Below are 21369 nucleotides of genomic sequence, written 5' to 3'. Positions count from 1 at the left end.
GTCCGGCGCGCCGAGGCATGGGGCCCACAGCGCCTCTTAGTCATGCGGAACTTCGTGGCGGCCACCACATTGACGTGCATCGTTCTCGCAACCAAGAGCAGCGGCGCAAGCTTCATAGGAAACTCCTGTTACGGGGCCGCCTCGACCGTCGGCGGCAGCTCCTCGCTCATCGTCCAGCAATCCCTGTGCCGCTTGCGCAATGTGGTGCATCCTAGGCTCAGCGTGAAAAAATACGCACGGACGACGAGTTCGCGGTGGAGTTGATCCTGCGCTCTGTCAGGTTTCCGGCAACTTTGTTCCCGAGGAGACAGCGACGGCACAATGATTGGCAGAGTTTGACGCCCTCAGGGTTGCTATTGGATCTTACGGCGATTGATGATCAATCGACGCAATCCTTAAGTGGATTCTGTTTCGAAAGTTGCCCCGGCCGCTTAAAGTTCGCTCGAACGCGGGCGCGGCTGAGCGCGAGCACAACCCGCCCCATTTCCATTTACGATAATGCCTTTGCTTGACGGTGCCGGAAACGACCATCAACAGAGATGCCTCCATCCGGCAATCATGTGCGCACCATAATCAGCGGGCGCACATCCTTGCGACATGCAGCTAGTTGCGCTGGGACCGGGACCTGCCGCCAAGAACGGTTTGCAGCGAACCTACAGAGCGTCCGGGAGGTGCCGTAGGTCGACCGTGATAATGCCCCGGGCGCGAATATCTTTTCGTTCCGCGTTTCTGCGGCTCGTCGAAGAAGACGTCACGGTGGTCAAGATCAGCGTCGGTCTTGACGATGTCGATGGTGCAAACGCCACACTCGCGGCGCACCAAATTGCCGAGACGCGCATCTGCGCGATTTGCGATAGTGGCAGCCCCCCGGGGTGCATGGATAGCGTGAAGGCGCGTTGCTCAAGCATCGTGCATGCTTGGACAATCCGATAAAAAAACGACGGAATCAGCGCGCCCCTGCCTCTTGCCCCGCGCCGCATGCGCTGTACTCGGGGATTCTCATCAAACCACGATTCGCCTCTGTAGTGCGCGCCCACATGCGGGAGCTATAGAGCATGTGCGGTATTCCCATTTCTGGCCAACCGCGCGTCGAGCAGCGACGACGGTAGCCCCGTCTTGAGGGGCCACGTTGCCGCTGAACTCGGCAACACACGGCAGGACTTCAAGGGCCATAAGATTCCTTCTTCTTGGACGACCTCTGCGGGCTCCCAGATGCCCGCCTTCTGCTGAACTGTGCGGTCACTTCACCTGGAGACAAATGCCTCGCTAACGGACATGCTTTGCCGCTAGCGAGAATGTAGCACCTCCATCACAGAATTTGGAGGCAATCGGGTTCTAGATCTTCGATGCGCCAGGCTTCCATCGTATGAATACCTACGATCGAAACTATCGATTTTACCAATCTCACGCAGTGTTGCATCGATCTCATCAGGCGCGCATACCGATCGCACCAAGGTTCTAGGTCGAGGCGAGCCCGCGCTACCACAGCCGGCAAAAAGGTACCCATTGTGCTGCAACGTCATGTTCGAGCTTGCAACCGCGGTCCGAGCACCTGGACTGAGCCAACGGCGAGAGACGGTTTATCCGCAGACGCGTGATTCGCCGCAGATCGACATCTGGTGCATATCTTGCTTAGCAAAAAAAGATAACGTAACTGAACGCCTGCCTTTGGGATGACCCGCCGCCCCTCGGATCGTCTTCAATCGGACACGGCTAAAACAACGAGCCTCGCATGATGCTGTCGCCTCTCAACGACGCGGCCGCTTGCATTCGAGTATATTTGGGAAGGAAGCGTCATGACCACCATGGCAACCGCGGCACCCGCGCGCGCGTCGCAGACTTGGTATAAGATTCTCTATGTCCAGGTGTTAATCGCCATAGTGGTTGGTGCATTAGTCGGTTGGCTGTGGCCATCTGTTGCGACCAACGATTGGGTCAAGGCGCTCGGTGACGGGTTCATCAAACTCATCAAGATGGTGATCGCACCGATCATCTTCTGCACCGTCTCATCCGGCATCGCGCACATTCAGGATGCAAAGAAAGTCGGTCGCGTGGGCGTCAAGGCGTTGGTCTATTTCGAGATCGTCTCCAGCTTTGCGCTGCTATTGGGCCTTATTATGGGTAATCTGATCCAAATCGGTCGTGGCCTTGCACTCAAGCCGGACGCGGCAGCGGTCGCCAATTACGTCAAGCAAGCGGAAGCGTCTAAGAGCGTCGATTTCGTCCTCAACATCATTCCCGATACCGTGGTCGGCGCGTTCGCTCGCGGTGATGTTTTGCAGGTACTCCTGTTCGCGATCCTGTTCGGTTTTTCTCTGATGGCGCTAGGAGAACGCGGTGAGCGGCTGCGCGGCATGATTGATGACGTCGCGCACGCGGTGTTCGGCGTAATCGGCATCATCATGAAAGCGGCCCCGATCGGGGCCTTCGGCGCCATGGCCTTCACGATTGGCAAGTTCGGGCCGGCAGCGCTCGGCAATCTGATCGGTCTGATCGCGCTATTTTACGTGACGGCTGCGCTTTTTGTGGTGGTGGTGCTCGGCGTTATCGCACGCATCGTCGGCTTTTCGATTTTCAAGTTCATTGTCTATATCAAGGACGAGCTTTTGATCGTGCTCGGCACTTCGTCCTCGGAAAGCGCGCTGCCGCAATTGATGGAGAAGCTTGAGCGGCTGGGCTGCTCCAAGCCCGTGGTCGGCCTGGTGGTCCCAACTGGGTACTCCTTCAACCTCGATGGCACCAACATTTATATGACGCTTGCCACATTGTTCATTGCCCAAGCGCTCGGAGTCGATCTCACCTTTGGCCAACAGCTCACGATCTTGCTCGTGGCAATGCTGACCTCCAAGGGGGCAAGCGGCGTCACCGGCGCGGGCTTCATCACGCTCGCCGCAACATTGTCGGTCGTCAACCCAGCGCTGGTACCGGGTATGGCAATCGTGTTCTCGATCGACAAGTTCATGAGCGAGGTACGCGCCCTTACCAACATCACTGGCAATGGCATTGCAGCCGTGTTCGTATCCTGGTGGGAAGGCGAGCTAGAGCACGCGACGTTGCACGCTCGGCTTGACCGGCCCACCACTGTCGACACAGGGCGGTAGGCCCCGGATGTTGATCGCAGTCAGTGCAAGACGCGTCGAATCCAAGCGCAACCACATTTATGGTTCTTCGTAGTTCAAGTCGGCACCGTACCTGATCTGCGAATCGGAGCTTTCTCCCACGACATCCCAGAACGCAGCTCTTGCTCCCCGTCACGCCCCCGGCAGTCGCCGGGGAGGGGTGACCGCACGCGATAAGGAGCTGCAGTTTTAGAAAGTCATTTTCAAGCGTAATCTTTCGAGGTCTGGCTTCTGGCCAGCCGAGCGCCTGTGCAACATTGCCGAGCCAGGCGGGAAGACTGCGAAGGAACGTATCCAGCGTGACGGACCAAGGTGTTGGCCTGCCCACAAATGCCCATGTGCGTGGTCAACACACTTGCCTCGCCCGGCCGACGAGGCGGTAGCATCTTCCGCGTGCAACTCAGTACTACGGTACGTATCAGATCCGATGGATGTGATCAGCGTGGACTAGATTGGCACCTTGACTGAGACGAGGCGGCTCGCAGAAGCAAGTGTCGGCTCGGCCCTCATATACCCGCTCTGGATTCCGGCCGACGGCTCGTCGGCACCGAGCCTGGCGGACTTGGCCGCGATGCATAGATAGCAGTTGCATAAGTTCGCCTTGCTATCTCGGCACATCACATTACGCTGCGTTCCGCATGATCGATCGCGAGATGCGTGGTCCTGCAGCTTGCACCTGCCCTTTCCGGGTTCGACAAGGGGGCTGCTTTTTCGGCCGCGACGTCCTGGCTGAACTGAAGTCCTTGTCCTCGTCGTGGGTGCCACTGGGTCGCGGCGGCGGTCCTCGGCCGCAGCCTCGAATGCCTGCCCCGAGGTCACCGGCGGCGGAGGAAAGCCGACAACCCAGCCTCGATTGTACAGAGGTCAGCGCGCAATATTGAAAGGTTTAGGACAACTATACGTTCGTTTGTAATGCGTCTTCCTTCGGCGCGTGCTGAGTTCAACACTAGGCAATCAATCTCGGAACCGCGCACGAGCGTCTGTCGGCACGGAAAGGATTGCCTCATTTTTGCCTAAAATGTTATAGCTCTCCCGCCGGAGAAAAGGCCGGACGATATCAAAATGCCTAGCCAGATCAGCAGTTTGAAAGTTTCAGCACCTCAGTTTACCTTCGGCAGCGTAACGTTAGCCGTAGTGACGCTGGCTTGCCTGTACCTTCACGCGCCGTTCGCTGCGACGGCGTTCGCCTATTTGTTAGTCGTATTGCTGTTTTCGTTGATGGGCAGCCTCATCGCGTCATCCGCGCTTTGTGTCGTGGCCATCGCAGCTCTCGCTTACTACTTTGCGCCGCCAGCGTTCAGTCTGCGGATCGATGATCCACAAGATCTTCCGGTGGTCGTTGCGTTCTTCATTGTCTCTATCATCGGAACGCACCTGATCGGAAAGGTCCGCCAAGAAAGCCAAGCCGCGCGTGAGGCCGCAGCCAAGCTCCGGATCAGCGCGGCCGATCTGGAGGACCGCGAGAAACGCTGGCAAGCAATCTTTGAACACAATCCAGCCATGTACGTCATGGTCGACGAAGCCGGTACCGTCCTCAATACCAATACGTTCGGCGCGGCACAGCTCGGCTATGCGCGTTCCGAACTGATCGGCCATTCCATCCTGGGAGTCTTTCTGGAGGAGGATCGCGAGTTAGCTCGCGAATGCATTCGCGCCTGCCTTGAAGATATCGGTCAATCGCGAACCTGGGAGGCTCGGAAGGTCAGGAACGATGGCTCGGTACTGTGGGTACGTGAAAATGCCAAAGCCATGCTGTGGGCTGATGATCGGCCCATTGTTCTGATATCCTGCGAAGATATCACGGAACGGAAGCGGACCGAGTTTGCCCTGCAGCGGAGCGAAGCACATTTGGCCCAGGCGCAGGAGCTGAGCAATACGGGCAGCTTCGGCTGGAACGTCGTCACCGGCGAGGTCTTCTGGTCAAAGGAGACGTTTCGAATATTTGAGTTGGACCCGCAGACCGTTCCGTCGCCGCACCTCGTCGTCGAGCGCACCCATCCAGATGATAGGGCTTCGGTTCAAGAGGTCATTGATCGGGCGATGCGAGATCCGAAGGATTTCGAACATGAATACCGGCTGCTGCTGCCGGACGGCTCCGTGAAACACATCCATGCGCGGGCACGAGCCACGAGAACCGCCAGCGGTGATATTGAATTTGTCGGAGCAGCGACGGATGTTACCGCGGAGCGACAAGCAGAGCAGAAGCTGCGCCGCAGTGAAGCCTACCTCGCCGAAGCCCAGCATCTCAGTCACACGGGCAGTTGGTCCTGGGACGTTCATGGGCTCGATTTTGTGTATCGCTCCGCCGAGGTCGATCGTCTGTTTGAGTTTGATCCGCAAGAGACTGTATCAATAGAGACCATTCGCTCGCGCATCCATCCAGACGATCTCTCCGGGCTCCAGGAGGTGCAGCGCCAGGCTATCGAGCTCAAGGAAGATCGCTTCGAGTATGATTTTCGAATCCTTCTAAAAGACGGCGGGATAAGGCGCATACACTCCGTTGCGCACATCGTACTCGGCAACGATGGTTGCGTGAGCGAACTGATCGGAACGCATATGGATGTGACCGAGCAATACGCCGCCAGAGAGCGCCTAGAAAACACACTGGCTGCGCTGCGCGAAAGCGAGCAGCGCTTTCGCGATTACGCCGAGACGGCTTCCGATTGGCTCTGGGAGACGGGGCCGGATCACCAGGTTACGCGCTTGTCCGAGCACACCAGCGCTGCGGGAATCTTAGCGACAGGATTGATGGGCCTGCTCCGCTGGGACATTGCGTGCGATGTCGAAGAGGAACCTGAGAAGTGGCAGCAGCACCGGGCCACACTGGAGGCGCATCTGCCGTTCCGGGATCTCATCTACCGTACTGTTAACCGGGCCGGATCTCCGATCTACGTTCGGACGAGTGGCAAGCCCTTTTTTGATACGAACGGCAAGTTCCTTGGTTACCGCGGCGTCAGCACCGACATCACCGCCATTATTCGCGCAACTCAAGCCGAACAACAGTTGCGAAAGGCACATGCGGAACTTGCGCATGTGACACGTGTAACAACGTTAGGAGAGCTGACAACCTCTATTGCCCATGAAATTAACCAGCCACTCGCCGCAATCATCAGCAACGCCGACGCGTGCCTTGGCTGGATGGGCCGCGAAACTCCTGATCTATCGGCGGCGCGCTCTTCGGTTGAGTGGATCATCGAAGACGCAATACGGGCAAGCGAAGTGATCCGTCGCGTGCGCGCTCTTGCGAAGAAAGGCGAGATCGAGATGGTGCCGCTCGATATCAATGAGGTCGTTAGAGACGTCATTGCGCTGGTGACCCGAGAGCTTGTGAGCCACCAGGTGGCGTTAAGAACCGAGCTGATGGCAGCGCTGCCTACGATTCTGGGTGACCGCATTCAGCTGCAGCAAGTGATCATCAATCTGGTGATGAACGGGATCGAAGCCATGGACGCAGTTAGGGATCGAAAGCGTGAGTTGCTGATTCAGTCGTCGATGGACGATATGGGGCATGTGCAGGTGGCCGTGACAGACTGGGGCGTCGGGATCGCCGAGAATGATGCGGACCGCGTGCTAGAGCCTTTCTTCACCACGAAATCCAGCGGCCTTGGAATGGGTCTTTCGATCTGCCGGTCGATCGTTGAGGCTCACGGAGGACGGCTGTCAGTGGTGCGCAAGCAGGAGCCGGGCGTGACATTCCAGTTTGCCCTGCCGTTGCATGAGGAGATCGTCTCATGACGCGACGCTTTGACTCGCCAAGCAATCTCGAGGCTTCGACAAAGGCCATGGTCTTCGTCGTCGAAGATGACATCTCCATGCGTCGGTCGCTCACCAACCTTTTTCAATCGGTAGGATTGGACGTCGTTGCATTTGGATCGGCCCGCGAAATGCTGCAGAACGCACTTCCGGATGTTGTTAGCTGTCTGGTTCTTGATGTCCGGCTCCCAGGCTTGAGCGGCCTCGAGTTCCAAACCGAGCTGGCGAAGTTGAACATACATATTCCGATCATTTTCATTACCGGCCATGGCGACATTCCCATGAGCGTCAGGGCGATGAAAGGAGGCGCGGTCGATTTTCTTACCAAACCGTTTCGCGATCAGGAATTGCTTGACGCGGTGATCGCCGCGACCGAGCGCGACCGCAAAAGACGGGAGGCCCAGCAAACCGTCGCAAACCTGCAGTCCCTGTTTGCGACCCTAAGCCCGCGCGAACAGGCGGTCATGAAGCTGGTCGCTTCCGGCCTGATGAACAAGCAGGTAGCCGCTGAGCTTGGGCTCGCCGAGATTACGGTCAAGATCTACCGGGGACACGTAATGAGAAAGATGCGTGCCCGCTCGCTGGCCGATCTGATCAGAATGGCTGAGACTCTGGGGATCGGCGCCAATCGTCCTGAACAAACCTAAGTATGATTTTACAATTTCGTCCCTCGAGCCCACTTTTCATCCAGGGTGGCTAATGCCTCGGCAGCCGTTAGTCCCGCGCCAGGAGGGATCGTCTTGTCCACGCCTTTGATTTCTGTCGTAGACGACGACGCATCCGTCCGTGCGGCGACGGAGAACCTATTGAAATCGCGCGGCTACATCGTTCAAACGTTTACATCGGCGGAGGACTTTTTGAGATCGCCGCGGTTGAAGGAGACCTCCTGCGTAATTACGGACGTGCAGATGCCGGTTATGAGCGGCTTGGATCTGCTGGCGGAAGTGCGGACTCGCGGTTACGGGGTGCCGTTTATTTTCATTACTGCCTTCCCGAACGACCGCGTGCGCGCCTCAGCTCTGAGCGCAGGAGCGGTTGGCTTTTTGGCCAAGCCCTTCGCCGGACATGCACTGATCGAGCACCTCGATGCCGCACTGAAGGAAAACCGCAACGGAGGATGCACTTGAAACGATCAGCCGGCAGCGAGTCATTTCAGCCCGAATGTCGAGATCCGGTCGCGAGCTCGGTACGATCTTATTGAAGCGGCCTGTGCGAAATCAGGTGGCCCAGCGCCAGTCGATGTCGCATTGCCTTCGTGGCCCGTGAGCTGCCCAGGCATCAGGCCGCTCAGAACGACGTTGCCACCAAGGGTCGGAGTATTTGGCACTTCTAGGCTCCGCTCGTCCCTTCTTTTTGGCACTTCGGGGAACATTGCGCAGAGGGTGTTCGACAAAGCTCAAGCGCGAAAGTTCTGCGCGAGCTGCTTCCGACACAGCGCCAGTCGCCGCATTTTTCCCTGCCTGCCATCGCTCCGTGCTTTCTTCAGACCACCCTTAGAGCAGCCTCCCTCGACGCTCCCCAACCCCTGCACATGTTAGATGGTGTACAAGACCTCCGCAGCCAAGCCGTCCAGATACTCAAGGGAAATGCCCGGCCGCCAGCGGCGGCCTGGCGCATCTTGTTCTGATCTGACGTAGCCTATCACCGGATGCGAGCAACTCCATCTATTGGATGGCGCACCGGATCGGCTGCTCAGTAGGAGCGAAGCTGGGCGACGCAGCTGTACTCTAAGCGGTATCTCGCTCAAGGCGGCGGGCCGCAATAGGCCGCTTAGTTACTGAAGATTTCGCGAAGAGCGACGCTAGCTAGTCTAGATGACGATCTTATGTAAGATCCTCTCGTCACATGAAATCGCCCTCGTAGTCGTGCGTTGATGAGCTTACTGCGTTCTCGTCATCGCTACCATCACTGTCGTCAGCTTTTGCGAGGTACGGCCAGTGGTGCCTTTCCGCTGCCATTCACCATTGCGGTTCCTTATCCAATTGGCCGACTTTTCTGGGTCGAGAACCATGTTGTCTTCATCAATCTTGACGAGCCCCCATCTTTGCCGCACGGGCCCTTGCTTCCGGATTAGCCGGACGCAAATTAAGCAGCGGCGCGGATCTGGGAGGCTCAGCTGAGCGAGAGGGCGAAGGCATTCTCGAGTACGGCCAGGCCTTCGATCTTGCGGCGGATATCACGGATGATCCGGCCCAACCGGCTGCGCAAGATGCGCAAGTGCCGCTGATGCCGCTTGAATTGCTTGGCGTGAGCGTAGCGTCCCGCCATCATGGCCGCGATCTTGGCAATGCGAAGATAGGACTGCCGCAGCTTGACCCCGTGCTTCCTCGCTAGGCGGTTGAGCCCCTTGACCGCCGCGTGCAGCAGCTTGGCATCGGTCGGGAAGGTGATGGCCTTCGGCTGTACGGTGGTATCGACCGTGACCCGCTTGAAGTCCTGACCGGGCAACGCGCCGGCCTCGTGCACCACCCGCGGGCTCTCGGCCAACAGCAGCTCCGGCTTGTCGCCGAGCCGCTTGCGCCAGTGGCTCAGGTCCGAGCGCTCGTGCGGGAACGCATGCTGAAAGAACTCTTCGCCGGTGAAGTACTGGAAATATGGGTCGTGGACCCAGCGCTCGCCCCCCCTCATCGGACAGGCCGTAAATGTGCTTGAGCAGCAGCAGCCCGATCATGAAGCGGTCGCCGTCCCCGGTCGACCGTTCTCGCTATAGAGCGGCGCGATCTCGCCGTCGATCCAGTCCCAATCAACCCTGCCGGCGAGCTGAACCAGCTCATGCTTCATGTTGATGATCTGGCCCAGCCTGGCCCGGAACAGATCGCTCGATCCCGTTGCTTTGGGCTTCTTTGGTGCATCGCCAGCTCCGATGCGTGTACGGAATCACGATTGGCCATTCGACCGAATCCTGAAAATGAATTTGCAGGGTTCCGATGCCCGAACATTAAAACTATGCAATCCCAAAACAGGCCACAACGAATAATGCAATCTCACCTCAGTCGCTTAGCCGCTCTTCACGGTCGACGCGTTAACTGGCCGGAAGCGGACACGATGACGCTCGCGCCTGCCATAGGCGATCCGCTCGTGCCGCCTGGCGGCAGTCGAAAACCCCGGCTGCAAGCCGGGGTTTTCTGCTGCGCTATTCATAGCCAACCAACTCTCGTAACCGCCGCGGTACGGTGAGCTACGGTGCACCTCACGCATTGAGCCGAATTGGATTCGGCTTCGTTCAGTCCTGGGCTCGATCGTAAGCCGCAGGTGTTGGTTTATCTGCGCTCCTGCACCTCCTTTCATCGAGGTGCGGATCTTACGTCACATAAAGTCTCCGTCCGAGTCGGACTCTGAAGACGATTCGGTATCGCTCTCCACTTTGGAGAGATACCTCGAAGAATTGGTTGCACGCTGCCATCTACCATCCCTGTATCGCCATTGGCTGGACTGGCTGGGATCGAGCACCATGTCATTTTGATCCACTTCAACGAAGCCCATTTGTTCTGCACGAGTTCTCGCTTCGTCATTAGCAGGACGCCAGTTCACCAGCGGCCGGTCGCCGTCTTGCCGTAGCTGGTGCTCGAGCAGAATATCGCCAGCGTTGCCGACGAGCGGATGAGCAACCTGAAAATCCACGATCGAGGTGACGTCAGTGCGTCCGGGGAACTGTTCTCGCCACTGTTGGCTGTAGAACTCACTCTCCATAGAAAATCCCGCTTCCGTTCTTTGGAGACCGACGCTCCTGTTTCCTAGTTGGTAGCTGTAATATCGGGCGGCGTCAGAATCCCTTCGGATCCCGAAATTGTAAGCGACATCCGCCGTGCGCCTGGCTCTTTCGGATACATATTCCGAGTACTCCTGCGGATTGTTGGCGATATGATTGATTTCGTCGCCATGAAAGTTCCTCACCTCTCGCCGGAATCTGGCTTGGTCGATTTCAATGACAGGAGGGCTTGAGCTGAGATAATAATTCGGCTGCGACGATGAGCTGGCACCGGAATCGTGCAATCGCATTCTAGCGAACGCGTCGGAAAAGTCGTCGGCATTGCCGTGACTGCCTGAGTGATGATACACATCATCGGATGGAACATCCGACCAGTTGTTAATTCGATTGTTGTACATGACGACCATACTCCTATCGATGTTGCATCTTGTTCAGGTCCCTCGACCTGCCCTGCTTGATACCGAGCTTAGCTGTCCGCAAGCTGACGCCGCGTCAGCTTAGCTGTCCGTAAGCTGACATCGCGTCTTGGACGAGAACGTGGCCGGAAAGTCGAGGGCCATAGGGATGAGCCGGATTTGCTTCGGCGCAAATGTCGCGCCGCTCCGTTGGCAGAAGCTCAATTCGTCGCGGAAGTATTGGTAACAGGGGTTCTCGATCCAGCGAGCGCACAGCACCTCATCTGACAGCTTGTGCATGTGCTTCACAATGAACAGGCTCGCCACTAGCCGCCTCGGCAAGCCCGGCTGTCCCGACCCTGCTTGGCACACCGAACTGAAGCGCTCATTCAGGATGTTCCGGTCGATCAGCGCTTCCAATCGCACCAGCGGATGACCATGTCGATGATCTGATCGAGCGCCGGAAGCAACAGGTCCTTCTGGCGATCATCCCGCGGCTTGCTCATCGCATTCCCCAATGTCGACGACGCCGTCAGGGGATCACGAATCGCCCGAAAGCAAAATCCCTAAACGCAAGAAAGCGAGGTCCAACACCCCGCTTTCCTGCAACATCGAATACACATCAAGACCAATTCTGCTCATCTGTCAGGTCATCCGCATTCTTCACGGACGACTAGATTTCTGCACTTGGTCGAGGCCTGTTAGGCCGTGTGGGTCTGATAGGCAGCCTGGCTTACGAAAACCTGACGTGGATCCCTCTAATCGTACTTCACTCTGGTTTGTCACCGTGCTTGCTTCAAACACTCACGGCGGCACGCTCAAGCAGTCGGCATTTAGCCGGCTTGATGAGGCCGAGAGCAAGTCTGAGGATGCCTCTGGCCTGCTGATTGCAAGCGGCTCGTTCGCGTTCCAACGGCTCGTCGCACCGCCTCATATCCTGTTCTTCGTTTCGATAGTTCAGTGGAGCTCGAGGACGGGCCGACTTAGCTAGATTGGCGATGTCTTGGCTTTGACCGGCGATATCGCCTAGCTAATTGCGACTCATGGCAGCAGGCTCCTTGTCAGCATCCGCGCTCATTTATCCAAATCCGCATTTCGCCTTCACCGCGGTTAGCCCAGCTGAACCAGGGGATGAATGTCAACCGCTTCGGTTCTAGCTGTCCAGGCACCCTGTCGTAATGATACAGTGGCGCTTCTTCGGATTGCGTGTGTTGAAGTCGCCCTCCGTCCGCCTGCAGCAAAATCTTGCCGTTGAAGAGACCAGTTCCGTCGACAAGGGAAAAACGGCTGCCTGCATGAAGCCAAACGTTGTGTAACTCGGTCCCGTTGTCGACTTCCTCAAGGCAATAAACTAGCGGGCCACGCTCTATGGCCACCTTGCCAGCCAAATTACGAACTTGCGGATGGCCGTAAACGCGACGTACTTGCATCGGCAGCAATAGTTTGACGCGATCTCCCTGTCTCCATGTCCGGTGAATGTGCAAATAGCCACTTCGGGGCTCGCAATTGATACGCTCTCCATTCAGACTCGCCTCCGGCGCGCTGCACCATTGTGGTAGGCGCAGAGCGAGTGTGTGGGAAATTGGCAGCGCGGATTCGACGGCGATCTCCACTTCGTCTTTCCAGGGATAGTTGCCGCTCATGAGCAATCGCAGCTTAGTCCCGCCGACCGGTATTTCCACCCTATTGCCTACGTAGAGATTTACATAGAGCGCATCGGCGCGGGGTGTATAGATATAATGACCAATCGATGCGAAAAGCCGTGCGATGTTCGGTGGACAGCACGCACAGCCAAACCAGTGCCTTCGCACCGGCGAGACATGATTATAAATGCCATTGGACCTCAGCGTTTTGGGATGCATTTCGAGCGGATTAACATAGAAATAATGACGACCGTCGAATGCGATACTGCCGAGAACGGTATTGTAGAGCGCGCGCTCCATCACGTCGGCATAGTGACCATCCAGCTCCATCTCCAACATCCGACGCGCAAACATCATTAGGCCAATGGACGCGCAACTCTCCGCATACGTTGTATCGTTCGGCAGATCGTAATCGCAGCTAAACGCTTCGCCCGCGCTCTGCGAGCCGATGGCGCCGGTGATATAGATCTGGCGCTGCACCATGTTTTGCCACAGCCGTAGGCAAATCTGACGTTGCTGATCGTTCTGACGCAGCCGGGCAAGATGAGCTACCCCGGTCATGAGGTATACAAAGCGAACCGCATGGCCGGTGGCAGTCCGCTGCTGCGAAAGCGGCAAATGCGCTTGGCTATATGCTTTGTTTCTCAACATCCATGGCGGGCCGCCTGATTTGGTCGCACAGGATCGCCGGCGCTTCTCGTACTCAATGTCGTAAAAATGGGGCTCCGAGCCCCGTTGCTCCACGAAAAAATTGGCTAGCGCGAGATATCGCTGCTCATGCGTCACTTCGTAAAGACGCACTAACGCAAGTTCAATTTCCGGGTGGCCATCGTAGCCATGTAGCTGATCGCGCTCCGGGCCGAAGACTCTATCGACGTGGTCAGCAAGTCTGCAACCAACCTCGAGCAATCGCCGTTTGCCCGTCGCCTGAAAGAAAGCGACACCCGCTTCAATCAAATGGCCGGCGCAGTAAAGCTCGTGGCACTCTGCTAGGTTGCTCCAGCGCTCCCGAGGCGCGTTCAATGTGAAATAGGTGTTAAGATAGCCATCGCCACATTGGGCGGTTGCAATCAATTCAATCAGCTCGTCGGCAGCCTTCTCCAGCTCTGGATTGGGTGCCTGGCATAGCGACCAAGCAACCGCCTCCAGCCATTTTGCGACGTCACTGTCCTGAAAAACCGTTCCATGGAACTCGCCTCTTGCATCTCCGGCGGCGATGCGGAAGTTCTCCACCGCGTGGCTCGGGACTGCCTCTGGATCGCGATCGTTCAGCACCTCCCATTGGTAGGGAATTGCCACTTCCCTTACCAACTGCTGACATTTCCCAATCAGTGGATCCAAGACGTGGAGGTTGTGAAGATCGATTTCGGCCACATCCCGCTCACTCATTTCAATCCTCCCTGGTGGGACGGAAGGACGCCTAGCCGGGCAAGCCGACGCACCGTGATTGCGTTGCTGGAGTTGCGGCACTGAGGTTTGCAGCTGCACAGTCCTATTCCCGAAGCGAGTGTTGCAGTGATAGAAATGGAGAGGGTTCTCCTGCGGCGTCGCACTACCAAACATGTGCTGGCAGCGGCTCGTTCGAGGAGCGGGCCAGCAATTCCCATGCCGAGAATGAGGAGTGTTCTTCTGGTCGATCCGATCCGCGGCTCTGCGATAAGCGTCCGTCGCGATCGCTGGTCCACCAACCGGATTAGCCAGTCGAGGTAAATCCCCCATCGCCGCAGCGCTGGGGCGATCCTGGTACACGAACCGATCGGCTGTCCCCAGGGCAGATAATGGCCCACATACTCGCTGGCCGCAGATACAGCCGGAACACCGCTCCTTTCGTCGCGACCAGCCGCCCGCACCTGATTCGAGGTCTTCAATATGCTGCGCGGGAATGTCAGGTTTCGGACAATCCTTTGATGACGCGTGGCAGGTGGGAGGGGTGCGCAGGGCGTGTGAAACCCAAGTCGGATCGAATGGGCCGCTGCTACGCTGGATTCAGCGGAAAAACTGGGCCGTTAATCCTAGCCCCCGGTCGAAGGTGTATATACAAGTTGGCCGAGATGGCGCGCATGCTGGCATTTTAAAAAGTAAGTTGCCGCGCCTACGCCTTGCCAATGACCCAGCCGCGACGAAGCAGCCCAGAGCTCTTTCGCTGGTCTGCTCGTTGGCTTTGCGAGAATGCGGAGCATCCGTTCTGAATCGGCTTCAGGCTGATTTCGCCCTGTGGGCAGGCGGGCCTCGCTCCCATCGCGTTAGTTAGGGTTACGATCCAAGTAAGAACCAATCTGCTCGTCCAACTGATCGGTCTATGATCGGCCCGTTGATGCCAGGAATCGTTCTCCATCGAGACTCACCGTCTGACCGATCGGCGGAGCCCCGGAGCGGCGGCGACAGCATTGCCTGAGCGAGCAACCAGCAGAAACTACGAGCAACTTCGGATTCAACTGGATCAAGGACTTGTCCTGCTCCGTCATCCACAACCAACGGAACGGAACCCAAATCCAACAGCCCGATACCTTGGCGGGAGGCTCTGCGGCTTCATTCGACAGTCACCGATTTGGCGAGATTACGTGGCTGATCCACATCCGCGCCTCTTACGAGGGCGGCGTGGTAAGCCAAGAGCTGAAGCGGAATGGCATAGACCATCGGCGTAAAGTTTGCGACCATCTCCGGCAGTACAATGGTCATGAGTGTGTTCAGCGTTGCTTCCAAAGCGCCCCTCGCATCGGTGATCAGGATGATCTTGCCGCCGCGAGCTGCAACTTCTTGCATATTCGATACGGTCTTCTCGAAGAGCTCGTCGTAAGGCGCAATCATCACCACAGGCACGGCCTCATCGATCAAGGCGATCGGTCCGTGTTTGAGCTCGCCGGCGGCATACCCTTCTGAGTGGATATAGGAAATTTCCTTCAACTTGAGTGCGCCTTCCAACGCCAGGGGGGCGGACGTGCCACGGCCGAGATAGAGCACGTCCCTCGAGTTGGCGATATCACCCGCGAGCTTTTCGATCTGCGGCTCGATCAACAGCGCCGCAGCAATCAACCGCGGCACTTCAATGAGCTCGCGCACGAACTTCGATTCATGGATCTCTGACAGCTTACCGCGCTCTTTTCCTGCTGCGACGGCAAGCACCGCCAATACCATCAACTGGCAGATGAATGCCTTCGTAGAAGCGACGCCGATTTCTGGCCCGGCCAGCGTCGGCAGCACGGATTCGCTCTCGCGCGCAATCGTCGACGTAGGGACGTTAACCACAGAGATCGTGTGCAGGCCCTGGCTTTTGGCGTATCGCAACGCAGCTAGCGTGTCAGCGGTTTCGCCGGACTGCGAGATGACGATCGCGAGATCGCCCTCGCGCAAAGGCGCCTCCCTGTAGCGGAACTCGGATGCTACGTCGACCTCGACAGGCAAGCGAGCCAACCGCTCGAACCAGTATTTGGCGATGTGACCGGCATAATTTGCCGTCCCGCACGCAGTAATTGAGATACGCTGAATGGAGTTAAAATCGAACGGCAATGCGAGCGGCAGAGCTACGCGCTCGCCTGCGGTATCAAGATAATGCGTCAGTGTTTTGCAGGCTACTCTCGGCTGCTCGTGAATTTCCTTGGCCATGAAATGGCGATAGTTCTCTTTATCCACAAGGAGTGACGATACGCCGGGCTTTGATGTCTCCCGCTGCACCACGGCGCCGTCTGCGCTATAGATCACGCAGATCGCGCGGGTAAGCACGGCCCAGTCGCCGTCTTCAAGATAGGTAATGGTGTCGGTCAAGGGCGCGAGCGCGATCGCGTCTGATCCTAGGTATACTTCGCCGTTGCCATGTCCAATCGCGAGGGGCGATCCCCTGCGCGCACCGATCATAAGGTCGTCGTGGGCCTTGAAGAGGAATGCAAGCGCGAAGGCTCCGCGCAGCCGCGGCAGCGAGGCTTGTACTGCATCCTGCGGCGAGTAGCCATTCCTGAGATAAGATTCGACGAGATGCGCCACCACCTCGGTGTCCGTCTCTGAGTGGAAGTTGGCCCCATCCCGCTCCAGCTCGGCTCGCAACTCGCGGAAGTTTTCAATGATTCCGTTATGAACGACGGCGACATTGTCCGTCGCATGCGGATGAGCATTGCTCTCGGTCGGTTTTCCATGAGTCGCCCAGCGGGTATGACCGATACCGGTGCGACCCTCGGGCGGACAATAGCGCAGCCGCTCTTCAAGGTTTCTCAGCTTACCTTCAGCACGCCGGAGCTCGATACGTAGCCCTTCGAGCGTCGCAAGGCCTGCGGAGTCATAGCCACGATATTCCAATCGCTTGAGCGAAGCGACCAACTGCCCGACGACAGGACCACGCCCCAGGATGCCGACAATCCCACACATATCGATTAATGCCGCCCAAGTTCAAAGAGCCTGACGTCCCCGAAAGGAACTCTGGTCATGAAATTCGTTTCTGACAAAAACTGACTTTCGCTGGATAGCGACGATGGCGTCATTGCCGCACGAGGCTGCCGCAAGGATACGTCGTGTAAGTCGTGTGGCGTCACCTTACAACTTCCTGCTCTCGTATTCACGCAACCGAGGGTTTGTCGCGCTGGTGTAACAGGCTCATCAGCCTCTGACGGTTTCCAGCTATGTTGGTCAGGATGAGACTAAGTGATTGCCACCGAAGCTCCATTGTACGAACGTAAGCTTTCGATATCGAACTTGTTCGAAGAACTATACCAACGTTTGCTGCATTCTCACATTTCGTGCTCTCGTCGACCATCGAAGAGCGATGATCATTGTCGATGATCCTCCCCGCCCAGACTATGGGTTCCGTTCAGAAGAAGGATCGGGGCATTTTTGTAGGGCTAATGTTCTCGATGCGCAGGATTCGCCGTACTCTGGCTTACGTGCCAGAGTTCAGACGAATACATCGACTACCGCCGCTTCAGCAAGTCACCCTCTTGGGCCGAGGCCACACCGAGCGACTGCACGCACCCAATGAAAGATAGAGAACACGGACTTTCGGCCTCGCTCATTGACGTATGCACATAACGGGGCTCGCCTCTATGATGGTTCGTTAGTTTTCATTTTGAAGCTCGATGGGTATTCGCCCTCCAGACGATATAAATCAATGTATATAGTGTGCATTTCTGCACGATGTGTATGACTAGATCTAACGATTGGCTTCCTCTGATTGCGAGTGAAGTGCGCCGGCGGATTTCTCGAGAAGCCCGCAAAGGACAATTCGATGGGAAGCTTTCTTTCCAGCGCAGCTAAGAGAGACCATGGCAGCTCAGGACTCAAAGCGGCGCGTTGCGCTGATCACCGGCGTGACCGGGCAGGACGGCGCGTATCTCGCCGAATATCTGCTCGGGCTCGGCTACACCGTGCATGGGATCAAGCGCCGGTCGTCCTCGTTCAACACCGCGCGTGTCGACCATCTCTACCAGGACCTGCATGCCGGCAACGTGCCGTTCCTGATGCACTACGGCGACATGACCGATTCGACCAATCTGATCCGGCTGATGCAGCAGATCCGGCCGACCGAGATCTACAATCTGGCCGCACAGAGCCACGTCCAGGTCAGTTTCGAGAGCCCGGAATACACCGCCAACGCGGACGCGATCGGCGTGCTGCGCCTGCTGGAGGCGATCCGCATCCTCGGCATGGAAAAGGAGACCCGGTTCTACCAGGCCTCGACCTCGGAGCTGTACGGGCTGGTGCAGGAGGTGCCGCAGAAGGAGACCACGCCGTTCTATCCGCGCTCGCCCTATGGCGTCGCCAAGCTCTACGGCTACTGGATCACGGTGAACTACCGTGAGGCCTATGGCATGTTCGCCAGCAACGGCATCCTGTTCAACCATGAGAGCCCGATCCGCGGCGAGACCTTCGTGACGCGCAAGATCACCCGCGCCGTCGCCCGCATTGAGGCCGGCCTGGAGAACAAGCTCTATCTCGGCAATCTCGATGCCAAGCGCGACTGGGGCCATGCCCGCGACTATGTCGAGGGCATGCACAGGATCCTGCAGGCGGACGAGCCCGGCGACTTCGTGCTGGCGACCGGCGAGACGCGCTCGGTGCGCGAATTCGTCGAGCTGGCATTTGCCGAGGTCGGCCGCAGCATCGAATGGCGCGGCAAGGGTGTCGAGGAGATCGGCGTCGACAAGGCGTCGGGCCAGACCCTGGTGCAGATCGATCCGACCTACTTCCGTCCGACCGAGGTCGACCTCCTGATCGGCGACGCCAGCAAGGCGCGCGCCAAGCTCGGCTGGGCGCCGAAGACGCCGTTCGCGCAACTGGTGAAGGAAATGGTCGCCGGCGATCTCGTCGAGGCCAGGCAGGATGCGGCCAATGGCAAGCACGGCGTTTGAACTGAAGGGCAAGACGGTTTTCGTCGCCGGCCATCGTGGCATGGTCGGCTCGGCGCTGATGCGACGGCTGGCGCGCGAACAGTCTGATCTCCTGACGGTGGCGCGCAGCGAGGTCGACCTGCGCGACCAGGCCGCGGTCAATGCCTGGTTTGCCGCCAAGCGGCCGCAGGCGGTGTTCCTCGCTGCCGCCAAGGTCGGCGGCATCGTCGCCAACAACACGCTGCGGGCCGAATTCCTGTACAACAATCTGGCGATTTCGAACAACGTGATCCAGGCGGCGCACGCCAATGGCTGCGAGAAGCTGATGTTCTTCGGCTCGTCCTGCATCTATCCGCGCCTGGCGCCGCAACCGCTGCGTGAGGATTCGATGTTGACCGGCTCGCTGGAGCCAACCAACGAGCCCTATGCCATCGCCAAAATCGCCGGCATCAAGATGGCCGAGGCCTATCGCAGCCAGTATGGCTCGGACTTTATCAGCGTGATGCCGACCAATCTTTATGGTCCCGGCGATAATTATCACCCCGAATACAGCCACGTCGTCGCCGCGCTGATCCGCCGCTTTCACGAGGCCAAGGTCTCCGGCGCCGGCAATGTCGTGGTGTGGGGCACCGGCACGCCGCGCCGCGAATTCCTCTATGTCGACGATCTCGCCGACGCCTGCATCCATCTGATGAAGACCTACTCCTCGCCGGAACTGGTCAACATCGGCACCGGCGAGGACATCACCATCGCAGACTTCGCACTCATGGTCGCAGCCGCCATCGGCTTTCGCGGCGAGATCAGCTTCGACACCTCGCGCCCAGACGGCACGCCGCGCAAGTTGCTCGACGTCAGCCGACTGGGCAGGCTCGGCTGGCACGCCCAGACCTCGCTGCAGGAGGGCATTCAGTTGGCGTATCGGGCGTATCTCGCCGACAGCAGATGGACGGCCAGAGTAACCGAATGTCCCGACAAGCGGGCGCAGGGCCGATCCAAGAATTACTGGGCGGTAAATGTCCCAACATAGCCGCGCTAGCCGCTCACGCAGATAATCAACTCGCCGCGCAGCCAACCCAGTTCGTTAAGAACGACGCTCGGTAGGACGCCCAGCACCGAGTGCCCTGTTGTGCCAAAGCCACGGCTCAGCCAGCCGACTTGCAGGGACGAGGCATGATCGACGTGCTGTTCTACGCCGATCAAGTTGCGAGCTATCGACGCACGGCACGAACGCCGCCTTGCGACCGGCCATTAGCTCGACGCGCGGCGCTATTCCCTCTGGGCCGACGCTTAGAGAGACTCTGCCATCACCATCCGCGCCGACAGCGTCGCGATGCACATGAGCACACCTAAAATCGCGAACGCCAACGGCAAGCCGACCATGTGTGCGACGAGCCCGATGCTGGCGGGACCGACCAATATACCAGCATACCCTGCTGTGGTGATGACCGCAATCGCAACGCCTACGGGCATCACTTTCTGCTTGCCGGCGCGTCGACACAGTACGGGTACAACATTTGAAACACCCAATCCAATGAGCACGAACCCCGCCATGGCAATCAACGCAATCGGCGCGGCCACCACGGCCAGGAAGCCGATCAAGATTGGCACGGTCCCGAGCATCAACATGGTACGGTCGCCGAGTCGAGCTACCATGGTATCTCCGCTGAGACGGCCTGCGGCCATCGCAATTGAGAAGAGCATACAACCAAGGCCGCCGTGGGCCTCTGCGAGCAGGCCTTGCCCAACGAGAAGCAAAGCGCTCCAATCAAGCATTGCACCTTCGACGAGAAAGGTGATAGCCGCGAGTACGGCTACTAGCAAAACACTGCGATTGGGCAAGACAAACAACGGTTCCTGCCGTCTCGAACCCATTGCGAGCAACCGCGGCCAAGCTGATATAACCGCGACCATCATTAAGGCCGAACAGACTAACGTCGAGATAAGCGGGCCACACTGCAACGAAAGAACCGTGGTCACCGCGGCAGAGCCGGTGAATTCGCCAATGCTGTACTGGGCGTGGAAGCCGGACATCAATGGACGTCCAGCGGCGTGCTCCAATTCGATCGCATGAATATTCATGGCTACATCGATCGAACCAAGTGAAACACCGAAAGCAAACAGCATGGCACCGAGGCTGAGAGGTGTGCCGGCAACTGCAAGCCACGGCAGGATGAGCGCGATGCCAAGCCCACTCGCGATAATGATGGGCTTGCTGCCGTAGCGCGCATTCGACACACTGGTCAAAAGCATAGCGATGACGGACCCCGCTCCGAGACAGAGTAGCAGAAGACCAAGCACGCGGTTATCCACCTCGAGCCGCTCCTTCGCGAGCGGCACCAAGGGCGCCCAGGCCGCGAGGCCGAAGCCGGCCACAAAAAATGCGAGCCGCGTCCCGAGCAGGCCCGCAGACCAGTTGGCAAATGGTATCACAGGCACTCC

At 58.0% G+C, this 21369-nt stretch carries 10 protein-coding genes and 2 pseudogenes; 6 read left to right on the top strand and 6 right to left on the bottom strand.

Annotated features, from left to right (window positions below; genetic code table 11):
* Positions 1 to 1796: 1796 nt before the first annotated feature.
* The 4 genes from dctA to ACVIW0_RS06300 all read left to right on the top strand — a co-directional run bounded on the left by dctA (position 1797) and on the right by ACVIW0_RS06300 (position 7999).
* The gene (gene dctA, locus ACVIW0_RS06315) at positions 1797 to 3101 is read left to right on the top strand and encodes a C4-dicarboxylate transporter DctA (protein ID WP_461351549.1); all 1305 of its coding nucleotides are present in this window, start codon (positions 1797 to 1799) and stop codon (positions 3099 to 3101) included.
* A gap of 1080 nt (positions 3102 to 4181) precedes the next feature.
* The gene (locus ACVIW0_RS06310; protein WP_461351548.1) at positions 4182 to 6854 is read left to right on the top strand and encodes a PAS domain S-box protein; all 2673 of its coding nucleotides are present in this window, start codon (positions 4182 to 4184) and stop codon (positions 6852 to 6854) included.
* Entirely contained in the window at positions 6851 to 7519 is a 669-nt protein-coding gene (locus ACVIW0_RS06305; protein ID WP_461351547.1) for a response regulator transcription factor, read from the top strand. Before ACVIW0_RS06310 ends, ACVIW0_RS06305 begins: the two co-directional genes overlap by 4 nt.
* Positions 7520 to 7612: 93 nt before the next feature.
* Positions 7613 to 7999 carry a response regulator transcription factor gene (locus tag ACVIW0_RS06300; RefSeq protein ID WP_461345123.1) on the top strand — a complete coding sequence of 129 codons (387 nt, stop codon included), beginning with the start codon at positions 7613 to 7615 and terminating at the stop codon, positions 7997 to 7999.
* A gap of 991 nt (positions 8000 to 8990) precedes the next feature.
* On the opposite strand, the pseudogene ACVIW0_RS06295 reads toward ACVIW0_RS06300, so the two are convergent.
* From ACVIW0_RS06295 to glmS, 5 genes and pseudogenes are all read right to left on the bottom strand, one after another.
* Positions 8991 to 9737, bottom strand: a pseudogene (locus tag ACVIW0_RS06295) (transposase); the annotation flags it as partial.
* Positions 9738 to 10178: 441 nt separating this feature from the next.
* Entirely contained in the window at positions 10179 to 10979 is an 801-nt protein-coding gene (locus ACVIW0_RS06290; RefSeq protein WP_461351546.1) for an effector protein NopP, read from the bottom strand.
* 213 nt (positions 10980 to 11192) lie between these two features.
* A pseudogene (locus tag ACVIW0_RS06285) lies at positions 11193 to 11482 on the bottom strand (transposase); the annotation flags it as partial.
* A gap of 555 nt (positions 11483 to 12037) precedes the next feature.
* Entirely contained in the window at positions 12038 to 14008 is a 1971-nt protein-coding gene (locus ACVIW0_RS06280; protein WP_461351545.1) for a glycoside hydrolase family 127 protein, read from the bottom strand.
* Positions 14009 to 15148: 1140 nt separating this feature from the next.
* Positions 15149 to 16975, bottom strand: coding sequence for a glutamine--fructose-6-phosphate transaminase (isomerizing) (gene glmS / locus ACVIW0_RS06275; RefSeq protein WP_461351544.1), 1827 nt, complete (start codon positions 16973 to 16975; stop codon positions 15149 to 15151).
* An 890-nt stretch (positions 16976 to 17865) separates the two neighbouring features.
* Here glmS and gmd point away from each other — a divergent pair.
* Positions 17866 to 18951 (top strand): GDP-mannose 4,6-dehydratase, encoded by a 1086-nt coding sequence (gene gmd / locus ACVIW0_RS06270; RefSeq protein ID WP_461351543.1) that lies wholly within the window; start codon positions 17866 to 17868, stop codon positions 18949 to 18951.
* A complete protein-coding gene (gene fcl / locus ACVIW0_RS06265) occupies positions 18923 to 19957 on the top strand; it encodes a GDP-L-fucose synthase (protein WP_461351542.1) in 1035 nt (344 codons plus the stop codon). Before gmd ends, fcl begins: the two co-directional genes overlap by 29 nt.
* A gap of 260 nt (positions 19958 to 20217) precedes the next feature.
* On the opposite strand, the gene ACVIW0_RS06260 is transcribed toward fcl, so the two are convergent.
* Positions 20218 to 21360 (bottom strand): MFS transporter, encoded by a 1143-nt coding sequence (locus ACVIW0_RS06260; protein ID WP_461351541.1) that lies wholly within the window; start codon positions 21358 to 21360, stop codon positions 20218 to 20220.
* Between the last annotated feature and the right edge of the window lie 9 nt (positions 21361 to 21369).

It is taken from the genome of Bradyrhizobium sp. USDA 4454 (assembly GCF_054822705.1).
Note: the sequence above shows the minus strand (reverse complement) of the source record. Positions and strands in the feature narration are given on the sequence as shown.

Coding starts and splice junctions, on each gene's coding strand:
- dctA (WP_461351549.1), top strand. CDS start 1,797: ATGACCACCATGGCAACCGCGGCACCCGCGCGCGCGTCGCAGACTTGG.
- ACVIW0_RS06310 (WP_461351548.1), top strand. CDS start 4,182: ATGCCTAGCCAGATCAGCAGTTTGAAAGTTTCAGCACCTCAGTTTACC.
- ACVIW0_RS06305 (WP_461351547.1), top strand. CDS start 6,851: ATGACGCGACGCTTTGACTCGCCAAGCAATCTCGAGGCTTCGACAAAG.
- ACVIW0_RS06290 (WP_461351546.1), bottom strand. CDS start 10,979: ATGTACAACAATCGAATTAACAACTGGTCGGATGTTCCATCCGATGAT.
- ACVIW0_RS06280 (WP_461351545.1), bottom strand. CDS start 14,008: ATGAGTGAGCGGGATGTGGCCGAAATCGATCTTCACAACCTCCACGTC.
- glmS (WP_461351544.1), bottom strand. CDS start 16,975: ATGTGTGGGATTGTCGGCATCCTGGGGCGTGGTCCTGTCGTCGGGCAG.
- gmd (WP_461351543.1), top strand. CDS start 17,866: ATGGCAGCTCAGGACTCAAAGCGGCGCGTTGCGCTGATCACCGGCGTG.
- fcl (WP_461351542.1), top strand. CDS start 18,923: ATGCGGCCAATGGCAAGCACGGCGTTTGAACTGAAGGGCAAGACGGTT.